The 19337-nt window shown below is 59.7% G+C and carries 20 protein-coding genes; 13 read left to right on the forward strand and 7 right to left on the reverse strand.

From position 1 onward, the window contains the following. Nucleotides 1-39: 39 nt before the first annotated feature. Nucleotides 40-765 carry a TetR/AcrR family transcriptional regulator gene (locus ACXAC3_RS20235; protein WP_475164215.1) on the reverse strand — a complete coding sequence of 242 codons (726 nt, stop codon included), beginning with the start codon at nucleotides 763-765 and terminating at the stop codon, nucleotides 40-42. Nucleotides 766-960: 195 nt separating this feature from the next. Here ACXAC3_RS20235 and ACXAC3_RS20240 point away from each other — a divergent pair, with 195 nt between their 5' ends. The 3 genes from ACXAC3_RS20240 to ACXAC3_RS20250 all read left to right on the forward strand — a co-directional run bounded on the left by ACXAC3_RS20240 (nucleotide 961) and on the right by ACXAC3_RS20250 (nucleotide 2331). Further along, complete coding sequence (locus ACXAC3_RS20240; RefSeq protein WP_475164216.1) at nucleotides 961-1122, forward strand: hypothetical protein; 162 nt, start codon at nucleotides 961-963, stop codon at nucleotides 1120-1122. A 62-nt stretch (nucleotides 1123-1184) separates the two neighbouring features. Continuing rightward, nucleotides 1185-1682 (forward strand): hypothetical protein, encoded by a 498-nt coding sequence (locus ACXAC3_RS20245; RefSeq protein WP_475164217.1) that lies wholly within the window; start codon nucleotides 1185-1187, stop codon nucleotides 1680-1682. Nucleotides 1683-1818: 136 nt separating this feature from the next. Then, nucleotides 1819-2331, forward strand: coding sequence for an outer membrane beta-barrel protein (locus ACXAC3_RS20250; protein ID WP_475164219.1), 513 nt, complete (start codon nucleotides 1819-1821; stop codon nucleotides 2329-2331). Nucleotides 2332-2413: 82 nt separating this feature from the next. Here ACXAC3_RS20250 and ACXAC3_RS20255 read toward each other — a convergent pair whose 3' ends face one another. Then, nucleotides 2414-4822: a YbcC family protein gene (locus tag ACXAC3_RS20255; RefSeq protein WP_475164220.1), complete on the reverse strand. Its 2409-nt coding sequence runs from the start codon at nucleotides 4820-4822 to the stop codon at nucleotides 2414-2416. A 13-nt stretch (nucleotides 4823-4835) separates the two neighbouring features. Further along, on the reverse strand, nucleotides 4836-6386 hold the full coding sequence (locus ACXAC3_RS20260) for a proton-conducting transporter transmembrane domain-containing protein (protein WP_475164221.1): 1551 nt from the start codon (nucleotides 6384-6386) through the stop codon (nucleotides 4836-4838). 113 nt (nucleotides 6387-6499) lie between these two features. Here ACXAC3_RS20260 and ACXAC3_RS20265 point away from each other — a divergent pair, with 113 nt between their 5' ends. Both ACXAC3_RS20265 and ACXAC3_RS20270 read left to right on the forward strand, forming a co-directional pair. After that, a complete protein-coding gene (locus tag ACXAC3_RS20265) occupies nucleotides 6500-7390 on the forward strand; it encodes a LysR family transcriptional regulator (RefSeq protein WP_475164222.1) in 891 nt (296 codons plus the stop codon). A 113-nt stretch (nucleotides 7391-7503) separates the two neighbouring features. After that, nucleotides 7504-8142 (forward strand): glutathione S-transferase, encoded by a 639-nt coding sequence (locus tag ACXAC3_RS20270; RefSeq protein ID WP_475164224.1) that lies wholly within the window; start codon nucleotides 7504-7506, stop codon nucleotides 8140-8142. An 89-nt stretch (nucleotides 8143-8231) separates the two neighbouring features. On the opposite strand, the gene cysK is transcribed toward ACXAC3_RS20270, so the two are convergent. After that, nucleotides 8232-9311, reverse strand: coding sequence for a cysteine synthase A (gene cysK, locus ACXAC3_RS20275; RefSeq protein WP_475164225.1), 1080 nt, complete (start codon nucleotides 9309-9311; stop codon nucleotides 8232-8234). A gap of 294 nt (nucleotides 9312-9605) precedes the next feature. On the opposite strand from cysK, the gene ACXAC3_RS20280 reads away from it, so the two are divergent. The 8 genes from ACXAC3_RS20280 (at nucleotide 9606) to ACXAC3_RS20315 (ending at nucleotide 16446) form a co-directional block, all read left to right on the forward strand. Beyond that, nucleotides 9606-10226, forward strand: a complete 621-nt coding sequence (locus tag ACXAC3_RS20280; RefSeq protein WP_475164226.1) for a glutathione S-transferase family protein — start codon at nucleotides 9606-9608, stop codon at nucleotides 10224-10226. Between the two features lie 39 nt (nucleotides 10227-10265). Further along, entirely contained in the window at nucleotides 10266-10934 is a 669-nt protein-coding gene (locus ACXAC3_RS20285) for a cupin domain-containing protein (RefSeq protein WP_475164228.1), read from the forward strand. Nucleotides 10935-11152: 218 nt separating this feature from the next. Further along, nucleotides 11153-11716, forward strand: a complete 564-nt coding sequence (locus ACXAC3_RS20290) for a TetR/AcrR family transcriptional regulator (protein WP_475164231.1) — start codon at nucleotides 11153-11155, stop codon at nucleotides 11714-11716. Nucleotides 11717-11788: 72 nt separating this feature from the next. Next, nucleotides 11789-12646 carry an SDR family oxidoreductase gene (locus tag ACXAC3_RS20295; protein ID WP_475164233.1) on the forward strand — a complete coding sequence of 286 codons (858 nt, stop codon included), beginning with the start codon at nucleotides 11789-11791 and terminating at the stop codon, nucleotides 12644-12646. Between the two features lie 37 nt (nucleotides 12647-12683). Next, complete coding sequence (locus ACXAC3_RS20300) at nucleotides 12684-13361, forward strand: DUF1194 domain-containing protein (RefSeq protein ID WP_475164236.1); 678 nt, start codon at nucleotides 12684-12686, stop codon at nucleotides 13359-13361. Nucleotides 13362-13530: 169 nt separating this feature from the next. Next, a complete protein-coding gene (locus tag ACXAC3_RS20305) occupies nucleotides 13531-14289 on the forward strand; it encodes an IclR family transcriptional regulator (RefSeq protein ID WP_475164238.1) in 759 nt (252 codons plus the stop codon). A gap of 72 nt (nucleotides 14290-14361) precedes the next feature. Further along, a complete protein-coding gene (locus ACXAC3_RS20310) occupies nucleotides 14362-15762 on the forward strand; it encodes a selenium-binding protein SBP56-related protein (protein WP_475164240.1) in 1401 nt (466 codons plus the stop codon). A gap of 6 nt (nucleotides 15763-15768) precedes the next feature. Next, nucleotides 15769-16446 carry a hypothetical protein gene (locus ACXAC3_RS20315; RefSeq protein WP_475164242.1) on the forward strand — a complete coding sequence of 226 codons (678 nt, stop codon included), beginning with the start codon at nucleotides 15769-15771 and terminating at the stop codon, nucleotides 16444-16446. 52 nt (nucleotides 16447-16498) lie between these two features. Here ACXAC3_RS20315 and ACXAC3_RS20320 read toward each other — a convergent pair whose 3' ends face one another. From ACXAC3_RS20320 to ACXAC3_RS20330, 3 genes are read right to left on the reverse strand one after another with little or no spacing between them, the layout of a single operon-like run. After that, nucleotides 16499-17278 (reverse strand): IclR family transcriptional regulator, encoded by a 780-nt coding sequence (locus ACXAC3_RS20320; RefSeq protein ID WP_475164246.1) that lies wholly within the window; start codon nucleotides 17276-17278, stop codon nucleotides 16499-16501. 11 nt (nucleotides 17279-17289) lie between these two features. Continuing rightward, entirely contained in the window at nucleotides 17290-18648 is a 1359-nt protein-coding gene (locus tag ACXAC3_RS20325; RefSeq protein WP_475164247.1) for a TRAP transporter large permease, read from the reverse strand. Beyond that, on the reverse strand, nucleotides 18648-19313 hold the full coding sequence (locus ACXAC3_RS20330) for a TRAP transporter small permease (RefSeq protein WP_475164249.1): 666 nt from the start codon (nucleotides 19311-19313) through the stop codon (nucleotides 18648-18650). Before ACXAC3_RS20330 ends, ACXAC3_RS20325 begins: the two co-directional genes overlap by 1 nt. Nucleotides 19314-19337: the final 24 nt, after the last annotated feature.

Consider the following 19337-nt stretch of genomic DNA (forward strand, 5'->3'; position numbering starts at 1 on the left):
TAAAGCCCGGCCAGAGTTTCGGCTCTGGCCGGTTGCCGCCTAACCTTCCGGCGGAGAAGCAGGAGGTTCCGTCGCCATCGTGACCTCTACCGCTTCGGGCCATCCGAAATTTGTCGTGCCATCGGGCAAGCCCAGAATACGGTCGAGGGTTAGGAACTGCATGTCGATTGCGGCCTGCAGTTTTTTTGCGGCATGATCCGCCGCATCGGTGCCCCGTGCGTCAATCGCCCGGATCAGCGCAAGATCCAGGAAGGTGCTCAGAAACAGGATCAGTTCAACGGCGGTATCGATATCGGCGACGGTAAACGTCCCGTCATCACAGCCCTTCTGCACTATTTTGGTCAGCACGGGCGTCGCGCCCGCCCTGACCCGGCGCTTGAACTGTTCCATCAGGACCAGGTTCTTGTCCTGATTCATGACCCGGAAAAACTCGACCTGACCCGGGTAATCATGTTCGCGCAGGTAGTTCGCCCGCAGGTGTATAAAGTTGAAAAGCAGATCCAGTGCCGAGGACGTCTCATCAGCGGCGACAACCGTCATCTGCGACAAGACAGCTTCGGCCATTCCATCCAAAACACCGAACAGCAACTCGTCCTTGGATTTGAAGTGATGGTAGAACCCGCCTTTCGACACGCTGGCCAGGTCAAGCACATCCTGAATGGTTGTATCCTCGAAGCCTTTGGAAAAGAACAGCATTTGCGCGCAACCAAGCAACTGGGCGCGCCGTTCTTCGGGTTGCATGTTCTTGCGCTTCGTAGTTTTCATCCACTTTCCTCTTGAAAACCGACCGACAGTCTGTAAATACAGACCCACGGTCGGTTTATACTCCGACTCACCGGGCAGGGCAACGCAATTCCCCTGCCGACCCGATTAATACGACGCGCTGACGCAGCCCGAAACCGTAGGCTCCATGCTTTACGGACCCGGTCGGGTTGTGTCCACCAAACAGGATGGAATGCCATGTATGCGCTTGCTTTTGGACCCGTTTCGCCGTCGCAACTGCGGCGCATGTCTCGGCTGAACGGACTGTGGGACCTGCTGCAGCTTATGCGCGCAGGGTCGCTGAAACAGGTCGGAGTTTCGCATGCGGTGACCTCGGTAAAGGTGCAGCGGCGTGTCTGACTGCCATTCTCACTCCATGCCCCATTGACCAAAACACAACTCTCAAAATTTGTGGAAAACCCATGAAACGGAACAGAATACCAACGGTGGCGGCCTATGTCGAAGCCGCCGAAATCAACCCTTTGCACCATCGCGCGGACCAACCGGTCCGGACCTGTTTCCGGCATTTACGCAGGATGGTCGCGGCACTTGCCTGTGGTGCCGCGCTGAGCGGATGCGCCGCCAACATGGCCGCGACCGGCAGCAACGGGCCAGACCTGAACGTTGTGGGGCAAGAGACCACCCGTCTGAACGTCGAACGCAGCCTGGGTTCACCCGAAAAGCTGCAGCAACAAGCCAACGGAGATTGGGTGGCGGTCTATGAGGTCGAACCCAGGACGAAACCAAGCCTGGCACGCGCTGCGGGTCACGGAACGCTTGATCTGTTTACCTTCGGGCTGTGGGAAGTTGTTGGTGGCCCGGCGGAAATGGCACATGCGCGAAGGGTGCTGGTTACCGCCAGATATGATCAGGCGGGAAACCTGCTTCAGATGACCAGCAAACCGAAGCCCATCCTCTGATCGGAATCCCGTGAAGTTGGCGGCCCGCAACGGGACCACGGCCAGCCCACTGACACCCTCGACCCCTGATCACTACCGCTGGCACGTCACGTACGGCCAGCGAACGGACCCCCTTTGTCCACAAACAAGAAAGCGAATGAAAACAATGAAAACGATCACGATGATCATGCTGGCTGCGATGGTGCCCTCTCTGGCCCTTGCAGATGAAAGCTGGACAGGGTTCAACGCAGGGATGCAGCTGTCGTCCATAGATGTCTCTCAACGCGATGACGACAACGGAAACGCGTCGCTGGGCCTTCACGTGGGATATCTTCACGACTTCAATGGTTACGTGTTTGGTGGCGAACTGACTTATGACGCGGGTGCCGAGCTTGTCGCCTATAACGAAACCGAGAAGGTGGACACCGTCCGCCTGAAATTCAAAGGCGGCCACGTGATCGGCAGAACCTACCTCTACGGGGTGATCGGTTACGCAAGAATTGACGGTGGCTCGATAGATGAGGGCGGGTATTCCGCAGGTATCGGTGCCACCTTCCGCGCAACGGACAGGATACTGCTGGGGCTGGAATACCTGCGGGACTCCTACAACTCATCCGATAATGACGTAACCGCCGACTCTGTTGCGTTACGGGCGACTTACCGGTTTTGACCCTGATTGCATGATGGTAAGGAAAGGGAGCGGCGGACCCGCGCCCTTCCCTTGCGGCGACAGAATGCGCCACGCGCCCCCTTTATTCAGCCGCGATTGCACCGGTTTCGCAGGTTTCTGCAACCATCCTTTCCCATGTGAGGTTGCCCCGATAGCGCCAGGACAGCCTGCCGTCGCCATCCATTGCAATCAGATGCAACCAATTGTTGTCAAACAACGCGCGCACGGAGGGGTGGCGTTTCAGGATGTCGGACATTGCCTGATGTGGCGCTTCGATAATGACCGACAGGCGCAGCGGGTCGTGCTGAAACCCGTCACCGTCATGAACGGATTGCCATGGCAGACCGGGGCGCGGGGCTCCGTTGTTGCCTTCCAGCACGCCGATGCCTCCGACGACATTGTGCAGCAACTTGTTGCCCCCGCCCCAAAGGTCCGGAGCCACGGTCGATCCGTAATATTGCAGGCTGATCCAGCTGGCGACGACCACCGGAGCCGTCATTATCAGTTCGAGAACGCCAAAGTCTTCATCGCAATGCCAATCATAGTCGTGCAGGAACGCCTGACCGGACAGGTAGGCCCCCTGCGTCCGATGGCGAGGGGCTGCCACGAAAGCCCGGCACCCGGCAAGACCCCATTCCGGGCGGGTTTCGGCCCAGTTCCGCGCGCGCCGGGCGATGTCAGATGCGGCATCGGCGCGCGGCAGGCGCTCCGCACGTTCAGCGCGCGCCAACCTCCCCGCGGCATCCAGCCAGGACTTCAGACGGGCAAGATCCGGCGTGGGCCGATATTTCGGCAGGTCCTGATCGTAAAGGGTGATCCGGTCGGTTGTCGTGTGGTGCATCGCTGGCAGAATAACCGTGTCTTCCGGGATCGTGATCCCGTTTTGCCGCAACCCTTTCCGCACCTCGCCGTCATTCAGCAAACCGGCCAGTAAACGCGCGTTCACGTCGCCTGCATGGCCGCCACAGGCCCCGCATTGCAATGCACTCTCATGCGGGTTGTTTGTCACATCCGCACCATGCCCGGCGAGCAGTACGACAGGAGCAAAATTGTTGGTGAGGGACATCGCCGTCAAAACGGACCGGGCCAATCCAACGCGAGTCTCAAGATCGACATCCATATCCAGTCGCGGCTTAGGATCGGTTCCGGCCGTTCCACCCAATCCCATCGCGTCCCGGACAAGTTTGCCAGCATAGACCGGTCCCGTCGCTTCGACAAAGGCAAAGGACGAGACGGCCGCCTGCTTGAACCGTCCCCATGCGCGACCGGCGCGGGCCGCGTATCGACGGTCAAGATCGGCTTTTACCGGTTCAGCCGCCTGCGAGGTCACCCCCGGCTGCAACAGCACCGGACCGCGCAGTTCCACCATGTCCGAGCCTGCGGTCCGATGCGCGCTGGCAAGGCCAAAGAACCCGGCGAAACCGATGGTTTCAATGGCGCTGTCCTGCGCCTCAAGCGCGCGGCGGAAAATCTCGGACCGTACATCGATGCAAAAGGCGGCTTGCAGGGCCGGGCGCCCATTGGCCCCTCGCGGTGCGACCTGCGCCAACTTCTGAGACAATCGGCGCTGTTGCGCGCGTTCGGCGGCCTCTTGCAGCACAGCATCAATCACCAGATCAGGTGATGGTGCAAGGGGCGCTTCGTGGGCCGCGACCACATCGGCCCAGCGCGCCGCGATCTGATCGCGATACAGGTGGAAAAGCGCCTCGTCGAACACCATGCGAATGGCCAAAAGTTCGGTCACCGTATTGTCCTGTTCACCACCCAGCTCGGCCTGCCATTGCAGGTAGCGTGCGTATTGCGCCCATCCTCTCATCGTGATCAGCCAGCGATGGAATGCGGTTGTCGCGCCCCTGGTGGTCAGCCCCAACGCCTCTGACGCGCGTCCCAGTGCCCGCCAATGCGACCGGCTGGTGGCGGCGACAAACGCGCCAAAGCCGGCCAGCCCGTGGATTTCCGGGGTCAGATCGCGCGATGCGAACTCGCGCCAGGACGCAAACGCGCCGCCAGCGCGCGCCGGTTGCCACAGGGCCTGACCCTGATCGAAATGGCTGGCGGCCCATTGCCCGATCCGGTCTTCGATCAGCCCCGGCCAGTCGACACCCGAAACCTCGGCCGCCAGTTCAGCCACCGTAGGCAAGGCGCGGGGCTGATCCGCTTCGGCACGCACCGCAGCTTGGATCGCGGCAAGGTCCGGAATGTTGAACTGTCCCTTCAGCGATGACAGCGCACCCAGAATGTCGGCGTCGGTGATTTCACCGGCGTCCAGCTGTTGCGCCCAGTCGGCCCGCGCCGGCATGATCCGCGCGCCCGCGACCCTTGCAAGGCGTGCGGCCGCAACCGGTAACGGCTCGGCAGTCTGACCGAGGAAGGGGTTGACGGCAACACTTGACGCCAGCGGAAACAGCGGCGGGATGGCAAGGGCCGCTTCTCTGGTTTCGGTCACCAGTTCCAGAAGAGGCGCGGGATAGGATTCGAGTTTCGCAAACATCAGATCACTCCTTTCAGGTAGCAGACCGCCTGGACCAACCGTCCAGAAGCCTGTCGAAAACTGCATTGGTATAAAGACCGTTGGACAGGTGTACCCGCAAACCCGCCGCCGCCGGATGCTGCGCCCAAAGCGGGAAGGTCGCCTGCGCCACGGCAACGATACCAAAGCTGAGCAAGGCAAGGAGGATCAGCGCCCATTCCAGCGCCCCGGGGGCCGGGGTCGCCGGCAGCGTTCCCGCAGTGATCTGTTGCGCAATGATCTGCAGGGCGAAATAGCTGACCGAGGTCACCAACGCGTAGAGCACGGTGCGTTGCGTCAACCTGCGCGGCGCGGCATCGGCAAAGCCCTGCGCCAGCAGGTATGCGACGCCAAAGATCAGAATCACCCCAAGCGCGATGGCCTGTACCGACTTTCCGTCAAAACCCAGCACAAGACCAACCAGCGCATAGATCACGATGGCCGTGGCAAAGGCCTTCAGAACATTGCCCGCACTGGGGACGGCAATCGGTCCGGGCCTTCGGATGGCCGCGACCTGTCTGACCGCCTCGCCGGAACTGAGGAAGGCATGCGCCTTGTAGAGCGAATGCGCAACGATGTGCAGCAGTGCCAGCGGGAACAGGGCCAGACCGCATTGCATCACCATGAACGCCATCTGCGCGATGGTGGACCATGCCAGCGAGGTCTTGATCGCGGGCTGCGTCAGCATGACCAGCCCCCCGAACAGTGCCGTGAACCCGCCCAGCATGACCAGAATGGCCATGACGCCCGGTGCCGCCAGCATCACATCGGCAAACCGGATCAGAAGAAATCCCCCGGCATTGATGACACCGGCATGCAGCAGCGCGGATACCGGCGTTGGTGCCTCCATCACTTCGGTCAGCCAGCCATGTACCGGAAACTGCGCCGAGGCCAGGACCGCCGCAAGGGCGAGGCACCCGGCGGCCCCCATCCATTGCCAATCGGGTTCGGCGGCGGCAAGGATGGTGTGGATGTCGGTGGTGCCGGTGGCCGCGATCAGCAGCAGGCCCGCTCCGGCCAGCGCTACTTCGCTCAGGCGTGCCACGACGGCCTTTTTGCGCGCTGCCCGCCTCGCCGTCGCGCGGTCGGGATAGAACAGCAGCAACCGGTGCAGAGCCAGGCTGGTCGCGATCCAGGCTGCCAGCAGCTGGATCAGATTGCCGGACATCACCAAAAGCAGAACCGATGCCAGCGCCGCCGCCATCCAGCCGGTGAACATCCCCTGCTTGTCCTCACCATCCATATAGGTCGCCGCGTAACGCAACACGATCCAGCCAATGAAGCTGACCAGAACCAGCATGACGGCACTGACTGCGTCCAGCCTGACGGAAAGCCCAACCCCCGAGAACCCGATCAGACCCGATGTGCCCGGACCATGAAGAACCATCAGGACGCCCGAAATTGCCGCGACCAAAAAGGCTGCAAAAGCAGCCGCTTCCGTCAGCCTCGGAACCAGGCCCGGTCGCTTACCCGGGTAACGCGCCGCAAGCAGAGCGGCCGTGATCAGGAACAGTGGGCTGAGAAATGGCAGATAGAGGTAGTACATGATAGTGTTTCCTTGGTCATATGGGCAAACGCCGCTGGACCGTCAGTTAGGACAGAACCAATGCCATTAAAAATTCATTGTTATTCAGTAATCGTTCTACTAAGTGAAACGATATGCCGCTCAACTATCACCACCTGCGCTATTTCTGGGCTGTCGCGCATGACGGAAACCTGACGCGTACGGCGCAGCGTCTGAACCTGTCACAATCGGCATTGTCGGTGCAGATCAAGCAACTGGAAGAACGGCTGGGTCACGCGCTGTTCGAACGCCGCGGCCGACAGTTGTATCTGACCGAGGCGGGGCGCATCACCCTTGACCACGCGGATGCGATATTTTCCACCGGTCAGGAGCTTGTCGCCACATTGAATGAATCGGTGCGGAACCGAAAGGCGCTGCGCGTGGGGGCTCTTGCCACCCTGTCGCGCAACTTTCAGATCGGTTTCCTGCGCCCAATTCTGTCACGTCTGGATGTCGAGGTGATCCTGCGTTCCGGCAGTCCCACCGAACTGCTGGAGGGTCTGGAGACGCTGAACCTCGACCTCGCTCTGATGAACCGCCTGCCACCGGATGACAGCCTGACGCCATATGAGACGCATCAGATCGCCGAGCAGGCCGTCAGCATTGTCGGAACACCACAGCGCCTCGACCCCGACCTTTCGGTCAAGGAACTTCTAAGCACGCAACCCTTCGTGCTGCCCACAACCGACAGCAGCGTGCGCACGGCTTTTGACGCGATGGCGAGCCGGCTTTCCGAACGGCCGCAGATTGCGGCCGAAGTAGACGACATGGCGATGATGCGGCTTATGGCGCGGGAAGATATCGGGCTGGCGCTGGTTGCGCCGATTGTGGTGACTGACGAACTGACCTCCGGCCGGCTGGTCGAGGCGAAGGAACATCCCAAGATCAAGGAAACCTTTTACGCTGTAACCTTGCGGCGGCGCTTTCCCAACCCTTTGGTCCGGGACCTGCTGTCGCTCAGCCAGGATCCGGCGTTCATGACCTGAGCAGGTGCCATGAGGGCCTTGGATATTGCGTTGCGGATATGCTTTGTTGTCCGCGACAACGGCCATACCACAGCCAATTTCGTTCACTGTCCAAAAACAGGATTGATCCGGACATGAGCCATCACCCGATCCTCTGGAGTTTTCGCCGCTGCCCCTATGCGATGCGGGCGCGCCTGGCCATCCTCAGCGCCGGGGTCAGGGTGGAATTGCGGGAAGTTGTGCTCCGAGACAAACCGCACGCATTTCTGCAAACCTCTCAGACCGGCACAGTACCCGCGCTGCGCCTGCCGGATCAAGTTTTGGACGAAAGCCTGGACATCATGATCTGGGCGCTGGAACTGAACGACCCGCAACAGCTTTTGAACATGCCGGACGAAGGCTGGGACCTGATTGCAACCAATGACGGGCCCTTCAAGGAGGCGCTGGATCATACAAAATATGCCACGCGTTACCCGGATCTGGACACCGAATCCGAGCGCGCAAAGGCCGCCGAGCATTTGTCCCGGCTGGACAAGCACCTGCGCGGCCAGACTTGGCTGTTCGGAGAGCGCCCGACGCTGGCTGACCTCGCATTATTGCCGTTTGTGCGTCAGTTTGCCCATATCGACAGGGCGTGGTTCGACGCGCAGGACTGGCCAAACCTGATAGCCTGGCTGGATCGGTTTCTGGACAGCGACGCATTCGGGCGGGTCATGGGCAAATACGCACGCTGGGCGGCAGGCGACTCTCAAATCTGGTTCGGCAACCGCTAAAGGCGCAGGCTGCCCTGCCCCGACCCTGAGGTGGCGAGCCCAAACCCAGGGTCCGGATCAAGGCAGATCAGGTAAAGTCAGCTCACCAGTCAGGTGATGTGGTAGCCCGGCGTCGATTGCGAGATGTTGTTCTCTTCGTCCGTCATCTCGACGGCGATACCGTCGAACAGCGGCGTGCTGAGGTATCGTTCGCCGGTGTCAGGCAGCATGCACAACACGGCAGAGCCCGCCTCGGCCTGTTCGGCGACGCCAATCGCAATCGCGAAGGTGGCACCACCGGAAACACCCGTCAAAATCCCCTCCTGACTTGCCAGTTTCCGGGCCCATTCAATCCCGGTCGGGCCTGACACGGGGATCAGTTCATCGAAATAATCCTCGTCAATCGCCTCCTGCAAAACCGCGGGGATAAAGTCCGGCGTCCAACCCTGAATCACATGCGGCTCGAACGCCGGGTGGCTGGACAGCGGATCGTTATCCGCGCCCCGGTCGGTGGCAACACCGCTCCCGACGAGCTGTGCGTTGGCGGGTTCGGACAGGATAATGCGAGTATCCGGACGCTTGTTTCGCAGAACGCGGGTGACGCCGGTCACTGTTCCGCCCGTTCCATACCCGGTAACAAAGTAGTCCAGCCGCCGACCGTCGAAGTCACTCAGGATTTCCTGCGCCGTCGTCGAGGCGTGGATTTCCGCATTGGCCGGCGTTTCAAACTGACGCGCCAGGAACCACCCATGTTGTTCGGCCAGTTCAACGGCCTTGCGATACATCCCAAAACCCTTTTCAGCCTTGGGGGTCAGGACAACCTTGGCCCCCATCATCCGCATCAGCTGACGACGTTCTGTGGAAAAGCTTTCGGCCATGGTCACCACCAGCGGATACCCCTTCTGCGCGCAGACCATTGCCAGCCCGATCCCGGTGTTGCCGCTTGTGGCCTCGACAACAGTCTGACCCGGTTTCAGCGCACCGCTGCGCTCGGCCGCTTCGATGATATTGACTGCCAGACGATCCTTGACCGAACCGGCCGGATTGAACGCCTCAAATTTCACGAAGAGATCGACATCCTTCGGACCCAGATTATTGACGCGGATCGCAGGTGTGTTTCCGATTGTGTCGAGAACACTGTCAAATACGCGGCCATTTCCCGATGTGGTTCTGAGCTTCTGGTCGGTCATTGGATTTCCTTACCTTGTCGAATAATCGCAACGGTCACATGCCCGGCGACGCGCCAGCCATACGAGGTCTCACCCGCCATCTTTAACACGCGCCCACGCTAAAGTCGTGATCGCCTTTACCGCTGGCATCTGTGCCGAAACCGCCTTTGAATGGTTAGCCTGGATCAATCCTGGAAACCCTGCGCCTTTCACGTTTCCGCAACGTTGGAAACCAGATCGGGATTGCCGGTTGCAATTTTATCTACCTACTAGTAGGTTGCTTCCTGACACATGATTCTTAACGGAGGTTCCTCAATGAAAATCTATGATGTCGAAGGGTTCCCGAATCCTGCTCGCATTCGCATTGCGCTGGCCGAAAAAGGCGCGTCGGATCAGGTTGAATTCGTCCCCGTGGACGTGATGGGCGGCGAACATCGTAGCCCCGAGTTCAAAGCCAAAAACCCCGACGCAGTTGTGCCATGTCTCGAACTGGCCGATGGCTCGCACATTTCCCAATGCAACGCGATAACCGAATATATCGACGCAGTGTTCGACGGCCCGTCGCTGACCGGTGAAACAGCCAGAGCGCGCGCGGAAATTTCGATGATGAACCTGCGCGCCGAAAACGGTCTGCTGAATGCGGTCGGGGCCTATTTCCACCATGCCACCCCTGGTCTGGGTCCGGATCTGGAAACCTTTCAATGTGCAGAATGGGGCCAAAAACAGAAAGAGGTCGCCGGCGAGACAATGGTCTATCTGGACTCGGTGCTGGCAGAAAACGAATATCTGGCGGGTAACGATTTCTCGATGGCGGACATCACAGCGTTTGCCGGGCTGATTTTCGCCGATTTCGCAAAGGTTGAAATTCCGCCTAACCTGACGAACCTTCTTGCATGGCGGGAAAGAATGTCCGCCCGCCCATCGATTGCCGCCTGACCAAGTCCGCGCCGCCACAGCCGAAAAGGAAATGAACCCATGGAACTCAACTCGGACTTTTCCGCCCGCGTCGTCGTCCACTCGGACCAGTTGGAATGGCAGGCCTCGCCCATGAAGGGCGTGGACCGGCGCATGCTGGACCGAATTGGCGGCGAGGTGGCGCGCGCCACCACCATTGTGCGCTATGCGCCCGGCAGCCAGTTTTCGGCGCACACCCATACAGGCGGTGAGGAATTCATTGTGCTGGACGGCGTTTTTCAGGACGAGCACGGGGATTTCCCGGCGGGCACCTATGTGCGCAATCCACCGACCACCCAACATACCCCCGGATCAGAGCCGGGCTGCACAATTTTCGTCAAGCTATGGCAGTTCGACATGCAGGACCGCACCCAGTTCCGCAAGAACATGGCGGATGAACTTGCCGACCCGGTGAACGGTGTCGCGACCACAACTCTGCACAAAGACGCGCGCGAGATCGTCAGCTACAGCCACATCGATCCGGGCGCGGCGTTCACATCGGATGCCGTGGGCGGCATCGAACTTCTGGTCATCGACGGGTCGATCACGACCGGGGATGACGATCTGGCCAGAAACGACTGGTTGCGTCTGCCCGAAGGGGAACCGCTGTCCGCCACCGCCGGACCCGAGGGCGCCAAGGTCTGGATGAAAACGGGCCACCTGCCTTTTGCGCAACCGCCGGCGGTCTAGCGGATGTCGGACCGAATTGTATCTGCTATTCAGGACGCGAAAGCGATCGGCAGCCGGTATATGCTCATCAGGTATATGCGCTGCAGCGGATTTGGGACAACCGCCTGATCTTTGCCGGAACCGAAGTTGCGGAACACTCAGGCGGCCTTATTGAGGTAGCGTTGGAAGCGGCAGAACGCGCCCTGTCGCTCATCCGGAATGATAAGGGTTGAACGACGATGACGACCGACACCAAAACCGCCCTGCTGGATGTTGCCGAACGCGCGGCGCGGGCACAGGGGTTTGACGGGTTCAGCTATGCTGATCTGGCGCAGGCAGTCGGCATCCGCAAAGCCTCGATTCATTATCATTTTCCTACCAAGGCCGACCTGTCCGCCGCGTTGATGGATCGATATCACGCAGCCCTTGAAAGCGAATGCAACCGCATCGCGGCCAGTTCTGAAACCGGGGCTGAACGTCTGCGGGCCTTGATCGCTGTCTACCGGGACGCGCTGAACAACGGCAAAACGCTGTGCCTGTGCGTGTCACTGATCAGCAGTCGTGAAAGCCTGTCAGACATGGTGATCGAAAAGATCAAAGCCTTCCGTGCGATGATGATTGATCAGATCGAGGCGATATTCGAGCAAGGCAAACAAGATCAGTCCATCGCAGGCGTGATGCGCCCTGCGTCCGAGGCCCGCGCAGCGCTGGCCTTGCTGGAGGGGGCGCAACTGACGGCACGGGCCGAGGAAGACAGCGAGGTTTTCGACGCGGCGGTTGAGGTTTTGAAATCCCGCTGTTGACGCGGTGCCTGAGGGATCGGATCGTTACCGGCGTGCGGTCAACGCGCATCCTTGCAACATGGAGGTATTCCAATGTCCAAAGTCATTCTGATCACCGGCACGTCGACGGGTCTGGGCATTCAGATCGCGGTGCAGGCTGCGCAGGCCGGCCACAGCGTATATGCCACCATGCGCAACCTGTCCAAGCGCGGCGCACTCGACGCCGCCGCCAGCGAAGCCAACGTGACGCTCAACGTCCTTGAGCTGGACGTTCAGAACAGTGACAGCGTGAACGCGGCGGTTGACCGGATCATTTCGGCCGAGGGACGCATCGACACGCTGATCAACAATGCCGGTGCCGGTTTTGTGCGCACGACAGAACAGGCCAGCGAGGCGGACATCGCCTGGGTCATGGATGTGAATTTCATGGGCGTGGCCCGCTGCACCAAGGCGGTGATGCCTCATATGCGCCAGGCGCGCGCCGGGCATGTGATAACAATCTCATCGGTTGGCGGGCTGGTCGGCCAGCCGTTTAACGAGGTCTACTGCGCCGCGAAATTTGCGGTCGAAGGATATACCGAGGCTTTGGCCTGTTATGTGACCCCGCATTTCGGCATCAACTTCACCGCTGTCGAGCCGGGCGGGATTCAGTCGGATTTTGCCGCCAATGTCATGAAACATGTCGAAGCGACCGGTGGGATGCTGGACGACGAGTACCTGCCCATTCTTCAGAAATATGTTGGTGGCGCGCAGAGCCGGATGGGCGGAGGTGATATCTACCAGACCGCCGAACAGGTGGCTGCCGTTGTCATGAGCGTGGTCGATGCCGCCGACCCGCCCATTCGCCTGCGCACGTCCAATTGGGCCGAGGATTTTACGAAGTTGAAAACCCAACTGGACCCTGATGGCAAAAAACAGCAGGCCGCGGTCATCGAGCAGTTTCTCAGTTGACCAGCCCGACCCTGAACACGGCCTGCAGGAGTTTCGAATGCGCTTCCTTGCCCTGGTCCTGCTATCCGGCCTGACAGCGTTCGCCGCAGCGGCACAAACCGAGGTTGAACTGGAGCTTGTTCTGCTGGCGGACGCCTCCTCCAGCATCAAGGGCGATGAGTTCGAATTGCAGATCAACGGGTATTCAAGCGCGTTCCGGGACCCCGAAGTCATTGAGGCCGTCCGGAACCTTGGCGGAAACGGCATCGCGGTCACTTTCATTCAGTGGAGCGCACTGTTTCAGCAATTTGACATCGTTCCATGGCGCCGCGTTTACGACACGTCCAGCGCACAGGAATTCGCGTCGGCAATAGAATCGCAGGCCCGGCAGGTCTTCAGCTTTGGGACAGCAACCGGCAGCGCCCTTATCTACGGGTTTCAAAGCATGGGCGCTAATGGCTTTTCCGGAAAACGCCGGGTGATCGACATCACCTCGGATGAGCGTTCAAATTCCGGCCCGCATCCCCGCTCTGTCCGCAGGGATCTTGTAGCCGCTGGTGTGACGATCAACGGGCTGGCTATACTCGATGACGCTCAGGACCTGGAAACCTATTTTCGAGAGTCCGTGATCGGTGGACCGGGTAACTTCGTGCTGGTCGTCAATTCTTACGCAGACTTCGCCTGGGCCATTCGGCTCAAGCTGGAACGCGAGATTTCCGGCACGCCCCTGTTTTGACAACCTTTTTCGCGCGCGGTTCCGCGACTTGACCGGTTCGCGGCCAACCCACCAACAAATCTCCAGAGCACGCGCTTTGTCGCCCATGCGAAGAATAACACTTGATCTTTGCTCATACATTCTCATCCTATGAGATATCGTCTCATGAATATGACGGATTCTCGTCACGATGCACCTTGAGCGCCTGATAACCATTCTCGAAGTCATCGCCGTCGTCGGGCGGCCGGTAACTGCGGGCGAGGTTCAGGCGGCCAGCGGCCTTCCAAAACCTACCTGCTACCGGCTGGTGCAGACATTGCTGGATCAGGGGCTGGTCGAAGACCCGAATGGCGATGGGCGATATGTGATCGGCGACCGGTTGATCCGCATAGCGCTGCTGGGAAAGTCCGATGTTGATGTCAGACGAGTCTCGGCGCCCTTGCTGAAGGCCGCGGCCACCACGTTCAACGAGACTGTGTTTCTGGCCCGCTTCCGGGAAAGCAGGATCGAGATCATCCATGTCGAAACACCCGAGGATCCGGGTCGCGCATTCATCCATCCCGGCATCGGCGAACGCCCGATGCACGCCTGCTCCTGCTCAAAGGCGATTGCCGCCTTTGCCGAACCCGGGTTCCGGGATACGATTTTGAACGGTACGCTCAGGGCGTTTACGGAGCACACGAAAACCACGCGTGAGGAGCTGGAGGCCGAGTTCAGCCGGATACAGGCCCAGGGATATGCCGATTGCGATCAGGAGATCGACATCGGCATCTCAAGCGTTGCCGCGCCTGTCGCAGTTGGCAGGATCGGAGTGACATTCAGCGTCGGAGCCGTCGGCCCGGTGCGGCGTTTTGGAACCGAATACAGAAAGGAAATCGGCACCCAGCTGAAGGAACTGGCGACCAAGGTCAGCGGGGCTATACAACTTTGCAACGTCGGGAACGTGTAGCAGAGACATCTTTGCGACGCTTGCAGGCGCGCCCCAGGGAGGTGGGGCAAAATCACCTTAGGGAGGAATGCAATGAATTTACGACCAGATCCGACGTTTCACGCGTCGCCCAAACTGGCAATGGAAGCGCCGGTCGAGAACTTTGCCTTCACCGTGATGCTGGGCAAGGACGCCAGCCACCACGACGGGCTGGCCGTTATCGACCTGCGCCCTGATTCCGATACCAGGGGCCAGATCGTGCACACGGTCATGACCCCCACAACCGGCGACGAGTTTCACCATTTCGGCTGGAATGCATGTTCGTCATCCCTGTCCCCGTTGTCAGGCCACGCGTTTCTGGAACGCCGCTATCTGATCGTGCCGGGCATCCGGTCGAGCCGGGTCTACATTTTTGACGTCAAGGACCCGCTGCAGGCCAAGATCCACAAGATCATCGAGCCCGAAGAAGTCTTTGCAAAGACCGGGTATTCCCGCCCCCACACGATCCACTGTGGCCCCGAGGGTATATATGTGTCCACGCTGGGCGGGCGCGGACCGGACGGGACTGACGGCCCTCCGGGCATTTTCATCATGGATTGCGAAAGCTTCGAGATCATTGGCCAGTACGAAATGGACCGGGGCAAACAAGACAAGCATTACGATTTCTGGTGGAACCTGCCGCAGGACTACATGGTCAGTTCGGAGTGGGGCCTGCCGCCACAATTCGAAAACGGCGTTGTACCCGAGGATCTGCTCAGCAACAAATACGGTCACTCGATCCATTTCTGGGACCTGCGCGCGCGCAAGAACATCCAGACCATAGATTTCGGTGACAACTACCAGATGGCGCTGGAGATCCGTCCGGCGCACGACCCGACCAAATCCTACGGGTTCTGTGGCGTCGTCGTCGATACCACCAATCTGCAGGGCGCGATCTTTACATGGTGGCGCGACGATGACGGCAAATGGCAGTCGAAAAAGGTCATCACAATCGACCCGCGCCCCGAAGATCCGGAAAACCTGCCAGAGTTGCTCAAGGGGTTCAGCGCGGTGCCGCCGCTGGTGACGGATATCGACCTGAGCCTCGACGACAAATACCTTTACGTCGCCTGCTGGGGTCTGGGCGAGATGCACCAGTATGACGTCTCGGACCCGTTCAACCCGGTGCTGAATGGCAAGGTTGATCTGGGAGGCATCGCGCGTGAGACCAAACACCCCAACGGCGAGGATTTCGTCTATGGCCCGCAAATGGTCGAGATCAGCCGTGACGGCAAGCGGGTCTACTGGACAAACTCGCTGTACTCGACCTGGGACAACCAGTTCTACCCGCATCAGGAAGGCGGGCAAATGGTGATGGCCAATGTCGGCGAAGACGGCAGCTTCGCGCTGGACCCCGATTTCTACATCAACTTCCCCGAAGGCACCCGCGCCCACCAGATCCGTCTGGAGGGAGGTGACTGCTCGACCGACAGTTTCTGCTATCCTTCGGTCTGACACGTGATGGATGGACTGTCCCTGACGGCCCTTTGGTGGGCCGTCATTTTTTCTGGGTTCTATCACGGCATCAATCCCGGCATGGGATGGCCACTGGCCGTATCCGCCGCTCTGATGGAACGCAGGCCGGCGGCCATGGTCAGGGCGCTGGCAATGCTGGCGCTGGGGCATTTTCTGGCGATGATCGGCATCCTGTTGCCGTTCTCGATGATGATCCTACTGGTCGAGCGCGAGGCAGAAATCCGGCTGGGGGCAGGTTTCATAGTTGTCGCCATGGGCGTCTATCTGCTGATCAACCGCAAACATCCTAGAATACTGGCCCGCATCCACCCGGCGCGGCTGGTCCTGTGGTCGTTTCTTGCGGCCATGGCCCATGGGGCCGGGCTGATGCTGGTGCCGATCTATCTTGGAATTTGCGGCGTGCTGACGCTGGACGGTGTCGCCGCCACGGGACACGCCGCGGCGCAGACCCTGATGAACAGCGATGTCATGACCGCGTTCCGCGTCGCTGCCGTTCACACGCTGGCCATGACAGTCGCCGGTGCCGCCATCGCGGTGATCGTCTACCACTGGCTGGGGCTGAAGTTCATCTCGAAAAGCTGGTTCAATCTGGATGTAGTCTGGGCGCTCAGCCTGATCATCGTCGGAGGATTCGGCATGTATTCCGCCTATGCCGGGCACTGACCCCACACGACGGGCCATGCGCCTTTTGCCGGAAGCAGAAGATCAACCGGGTTCAGGAGGCAAGCAGGCTCGAAAGTTTTTTTGCCCCATCCTGCAAAACACTCAGAAACTGCATCAGACTGCGTAAATCGTGGCGCTGGGTCGGCGCATGCACGGATAGCGTGGCGACCAGCCTGTCTTGCCCGTCGACGACCGGAACCGCGATCGCCGTCATCCCGGGCATGAATTCCTCGTCATCTGTCGAATGGCCAACTTGTGCAATGCGCCCGATTTCGTCGCGTAGCCCTGATGGATCGGTCAGGGTCCGCTCGGTATGGGCGTGCAGCCTGCGCGCCGACAGATACCCGCTCAGCGTTTGCGGGCGCAGCGTCGACAGATACATCTTACCGCTTGCCGTACAGTGAAAGGGGACCTGCGTGCCTATGGGCAACTGAATCCGCAGCGGCCACTTGGTTTCCACGCGGTCGAGATAGATCATGCCTTCGCGGTCCGGAATGGCCAGGTTGCACGTCTCTCCGATTTCATCCGCGACGCCACGCAGGATCGCAAGGCGCGCAGTGCGCAGATGTTCCGAAGACACGGTATCAACGGACAGCTTGCGCAGGCGCGGGCCGGGACCATAGGACCGCCCGTCCAGATCGCGTTGCAGGAACCCTTCGGCCTCAGCGGTTTGCAGCAGACGATGGACCGTGGGCTTTGCCAGACCCAACGCATCAATCAGGTCTGACGGTTTTACGGCGACCCCGCGCTGGGCGACCTCTTCCAGGATCAGCAACAGGCGCAGGTTTGTCGGTATCTGAGTTTCTTTGACTGATGCGTCCGTATGGGCCATCCCGCTACATTCTAGCTGTTTGGCAGCAGGATCAAGGCCAGATCAGGAACCAGTGACACCAAAATCCAGACCGACAGCAGCGCAGCCAGATACGGCACGGTATAGCGCAGAAGGCGGAAATACGGCACGCCGGTCACACCCGAAGCCACATACAGATTCAGGCCGTAAGGTGGCGTGATGAACCCGATCGAAGCGCCAACAAGGAAGATCACCGAGAAATGGATCGGATCAACCCCGACCGAGGCCGCAATCGGCGCAAGGATCGGCGCAAGGATGATTGTCACCGGTAAGCTCTCTAACACCATGCCCGAGAAAAAGACGATCACCATTGATGTAAACAGCACCGCATAATACCCGCCCATCGACGTCACGAAATCGCCGATTGTCTGCTGGGCGCCCAGCAGCGACAGGATCTGCTGCATCACAACGGATATTGCGATCAGAGGCGCAAGAATACCGGTGATTTGGGCCGAGCGGATGACAATCGACGGTATCTCCGGGATCGTGAATCCTTCGACAACCAGCATTTCAGCATAGCTCTTGTCCGTAGGCGAAATGTCATCGCGTGCGCCCATGATCCGGTTGATGGGATAGCTGACAAGCCCTGCGATGACACAGAACCCGACAGTGACGCCTGCGGCTTCGGTCGGAGAGAATTTGCCCGTATAGATACCCCAGAGCACCAGCCCGATGGCGAAAAAGCCAAGCCACGCTCCAAAAGCGGTTTTTAGGATGCGGTTCAACTGCAACGGGATCAGGTGACCCCAACCATTCATGCGGCAAATGACCCAGCAGGCAAACTGCATGCCGAAAACCATCAGCGCACCGGGCAGAATGCCCGCGACGAACAGTTCGGAAATAGGCAGGTTCATCAGGAAGCCGTAAACGATGAATATGATCGAAGGCGGGATGATGATCCCGACGGTACCGCCGGCAGCGGCGGTCGCCGCGCTGAACCGTTCGTCATAGCCGCCCTTGACCATTTCGGGGTGCAGCATCGACCCGATAGTGGCCGTGGTGGCAGAGTTCGACCCCGAGATCGCCGCAAACAGGCCACAGGCCCCCAGCGAGGCCATCGCCAGCCCGCCGCGAATCCAGCCCAGACAGGCATAGGCAAAGTCGCTCAGGCGGCGCGCTATGCCCGACTTGTTGATCAGGTCCCCGGTCAGAATGAACAGCGGCATCGCCAGCAGCGCGAAACCCTTGTTGAAAACGTTCAGCAGTTCAGCGCCCATGTTGTCCAGCGTCAGGCCCAGAACGAACGAGCAGCCGATGACCCAATAGCCGATGACCAGCAGCACAGGTACGCCCAGCATGAACAGGAACGTGACGCCCAGCGAAATCAATGTAACCAGCGTTCCGTCTGCCATCAGTCTGCCCCTATCACGGCCTGCTGGATCAGCGGCTCTCCGGTTTTCCAGTTGTGCAGGTCGTCTGCCAGATTCTGAAACACGCGCCCGACCATCAGAAAGAAGGACAGCGGCGCCGCCAGCAGGAACCACCACTGCATGATATTGTCGGTCCCCAGCACGATCTGAAAGTTCGATGCCGACAGGGCCACCAGCCGCGTTGTCGTAACGATGACAATGACAGCAAAGATGAACCACAGCACTGCATCCAGGATCAGGCAGGCCAACTGCCCGCCACGCGGCATCGAAGTGCGGAATTCGCTGAAACTCAGATGGGTGCGAAGGCGAACGTTATATGAGGCGCCAAACCAGGCCATCACCATGAACAGAAGCGGAGGAATGGTAGTGGACCAGGGTTCCTGATCATTGAAGACAAAACGGTCGATCACGCCCCAGAAGATGATCAGAGCAATCGCCAGATACGAATACACCATGACCGAGCGTTCCAGATGCCGCTCGATCAAAGGCACCTTGCGATAGATCAGCATGACCAGAAGACCGCCAAGCGCGGCGACAACAGTGCCAACAACCCATGCGGCGTCGGACTCCAATGCCAGTTGAATTTCAAATAAATCCTGGCTGAGCAACGCGCTGAAGATCGCGCCGATATCGGCCCAAAATGACATGAATCCCGTCCTCCCAGTCGGTGT

The sequence above is a fragment of the Ruegeria sp. ABV4_181 genome (genome assembly GCF_056158465.1).

What these genes read in the sequence shown, in the direction of transcription:
- ACXAC3_RS20325 (WP_475164247.1), bottom strand. Translation starts at nt 18,648, where the DNA reads ATGGCAGACGGAACGCTGGTTACATTGATTTCGCTGGGCGTCACGTTC.
- ACXAC3_RS20285 (WP_475164228.1), top strand. Translation starts at nt 10,266, where the DNA reads ATGGAACTCAACTCGGACTTTTCCGCCCGCGTCGTCGTCCACTCGGAC.
- ACXAC3_RS20250 (WP_475164219.1), top strand. Translation starts at nt 1,819, where the DNA reads ATGAAAACAATGAAAACGATCACGATGATCATGCTGGCTGCGATGGTG.
- ACXAC3_RS20235 (WP_475164215.1), bottom strand. Translation starts at nt 765, where the DNA reads ATGAAAACTACGAAGCGCAAGAACATGCAACCCGAAGAACGGCGCGCC.
- ACXAC3_RS20265 (WP_475164222.1), top strand. Translation starts at nt 6,500, where the DNA reads ATGCCGCTCAACTATCACCACCTGCGCTATTTCTGGGCTGTCGCGCAT.
- ACXAC3_RS20300 (WP_475164236.1), top strand. Translation starts at nt 12,684, where the DNA reads ATGCGCTTCCTTGCCCTGGTCCTGCTATCCGGCCTGACAGCGTTCGCC.
- ACXAC3_RS20310 (WP_475164240.1), top strand. Translation starts at nt 14,362, where the DNA reads ATGAATTTACGACCAGATCCGACGTTTCACGCGTCGCCCAAACTGGCA.
- ACXAC3_RS20280 (WP_475164226.1), top strand. Translation starts at nt 9,606, where the DNA reads ATGAAAATCTATGATGTCGAAGGGTTCCCGAATCCTGCTCGCATTCGC.
- ACXAC3_RS20295 (WP_475164233.1), top strand. Translation starts at nt 11,789, where the DNA reads ATGTCCAAAGTCATTCTGATCACCGGCACGTCGACGGGTCTGGGCATT.
- ACXAC3_RS20240 (WP_475164216.1), top strand. Translation starts at nt 961, where the DNA reads ATGTATGCGCTTGCTTTTGGACCCGTTTCGCCGTCGCAACTGCGGCGC.
- ACXAC3_RS20270 (WP_475164224.1), top strand. Translation starts at nt 7,504, where the DNA reads ATGAGCCATCACCCGATCCTCTGGAGTTTTCGCCGCTGCCCCTATGCG.
- ACXAC3_RS20320 (WP_475164246.1), bottom strand. Translation starts at nt 17,278, where the DNA reads ATGGCCCATACGGACGCATCAGTCAAAGAAACTCAGATACCGACAAAC.
- ACXAC3_RS20290 (WP_475164231.1), top strand. Translation starts at nt 11,153, where the DNA reads ATGACGACCGACACCAAAACCGCCCTGCTGGATGTTGCCGAACGCGCG.
- cysK (WP_475164225.1), bottom strand. Translation starts at nt 9,311, where the DNA reads ATGACCGACCAGAAGCTCAGAACCACATCGGGAAATGGCCGCGTATTT.
- ACXAC3_RS20255 (WP_475164220.1), bottom strand. Translation starts at nt 4,822, where the DNA reads ATGTTTGCGAAACTCGAATCCTATCCCGCGCCTCTTCTGGAACTGGTG.
- ACXAC3_RS20315 (WP_475164242.1), top strand. Translation starts at nt 15,769, where the DNA reads ATGGATGGACTGTCCCTGACGGCCCTTTGGTGGGCCGTCATTTTTTCT.
- ACXAC3_RS20305 (WP_475164238.1), top strand. Translation starts at nt 13,531, where the DNA reads ATGCACCTTGAGCGCCTGATAACCATTCTCGAAGTCATCGCCGTCGTC.
- ACXAC3_RS20245 (WP_475164217.1), top strand. Translation starts at nt 1,185, where the DNA reads ATGAAACGGAACAGAATACCAACGGTGGCGGCCTATGTCGAAGCCGCC.
- ACXAC3_RS20260 (WP_475164221.1), bottom strand. Translation starts at nt 6,386, where the DNA reads ATGTACTACCTCTATCTGCCATTTCTCAGCCCACTGTTCCTGATCACG.
- ACXAC3_RS20330 (WP_475164249.1), bottom strand. Translation starts at nt 19,313, where the DNA reads ATGTCATTTTGGGCCGATATCGGCGCGATCTTCAGCGCGTTGCTCAGC.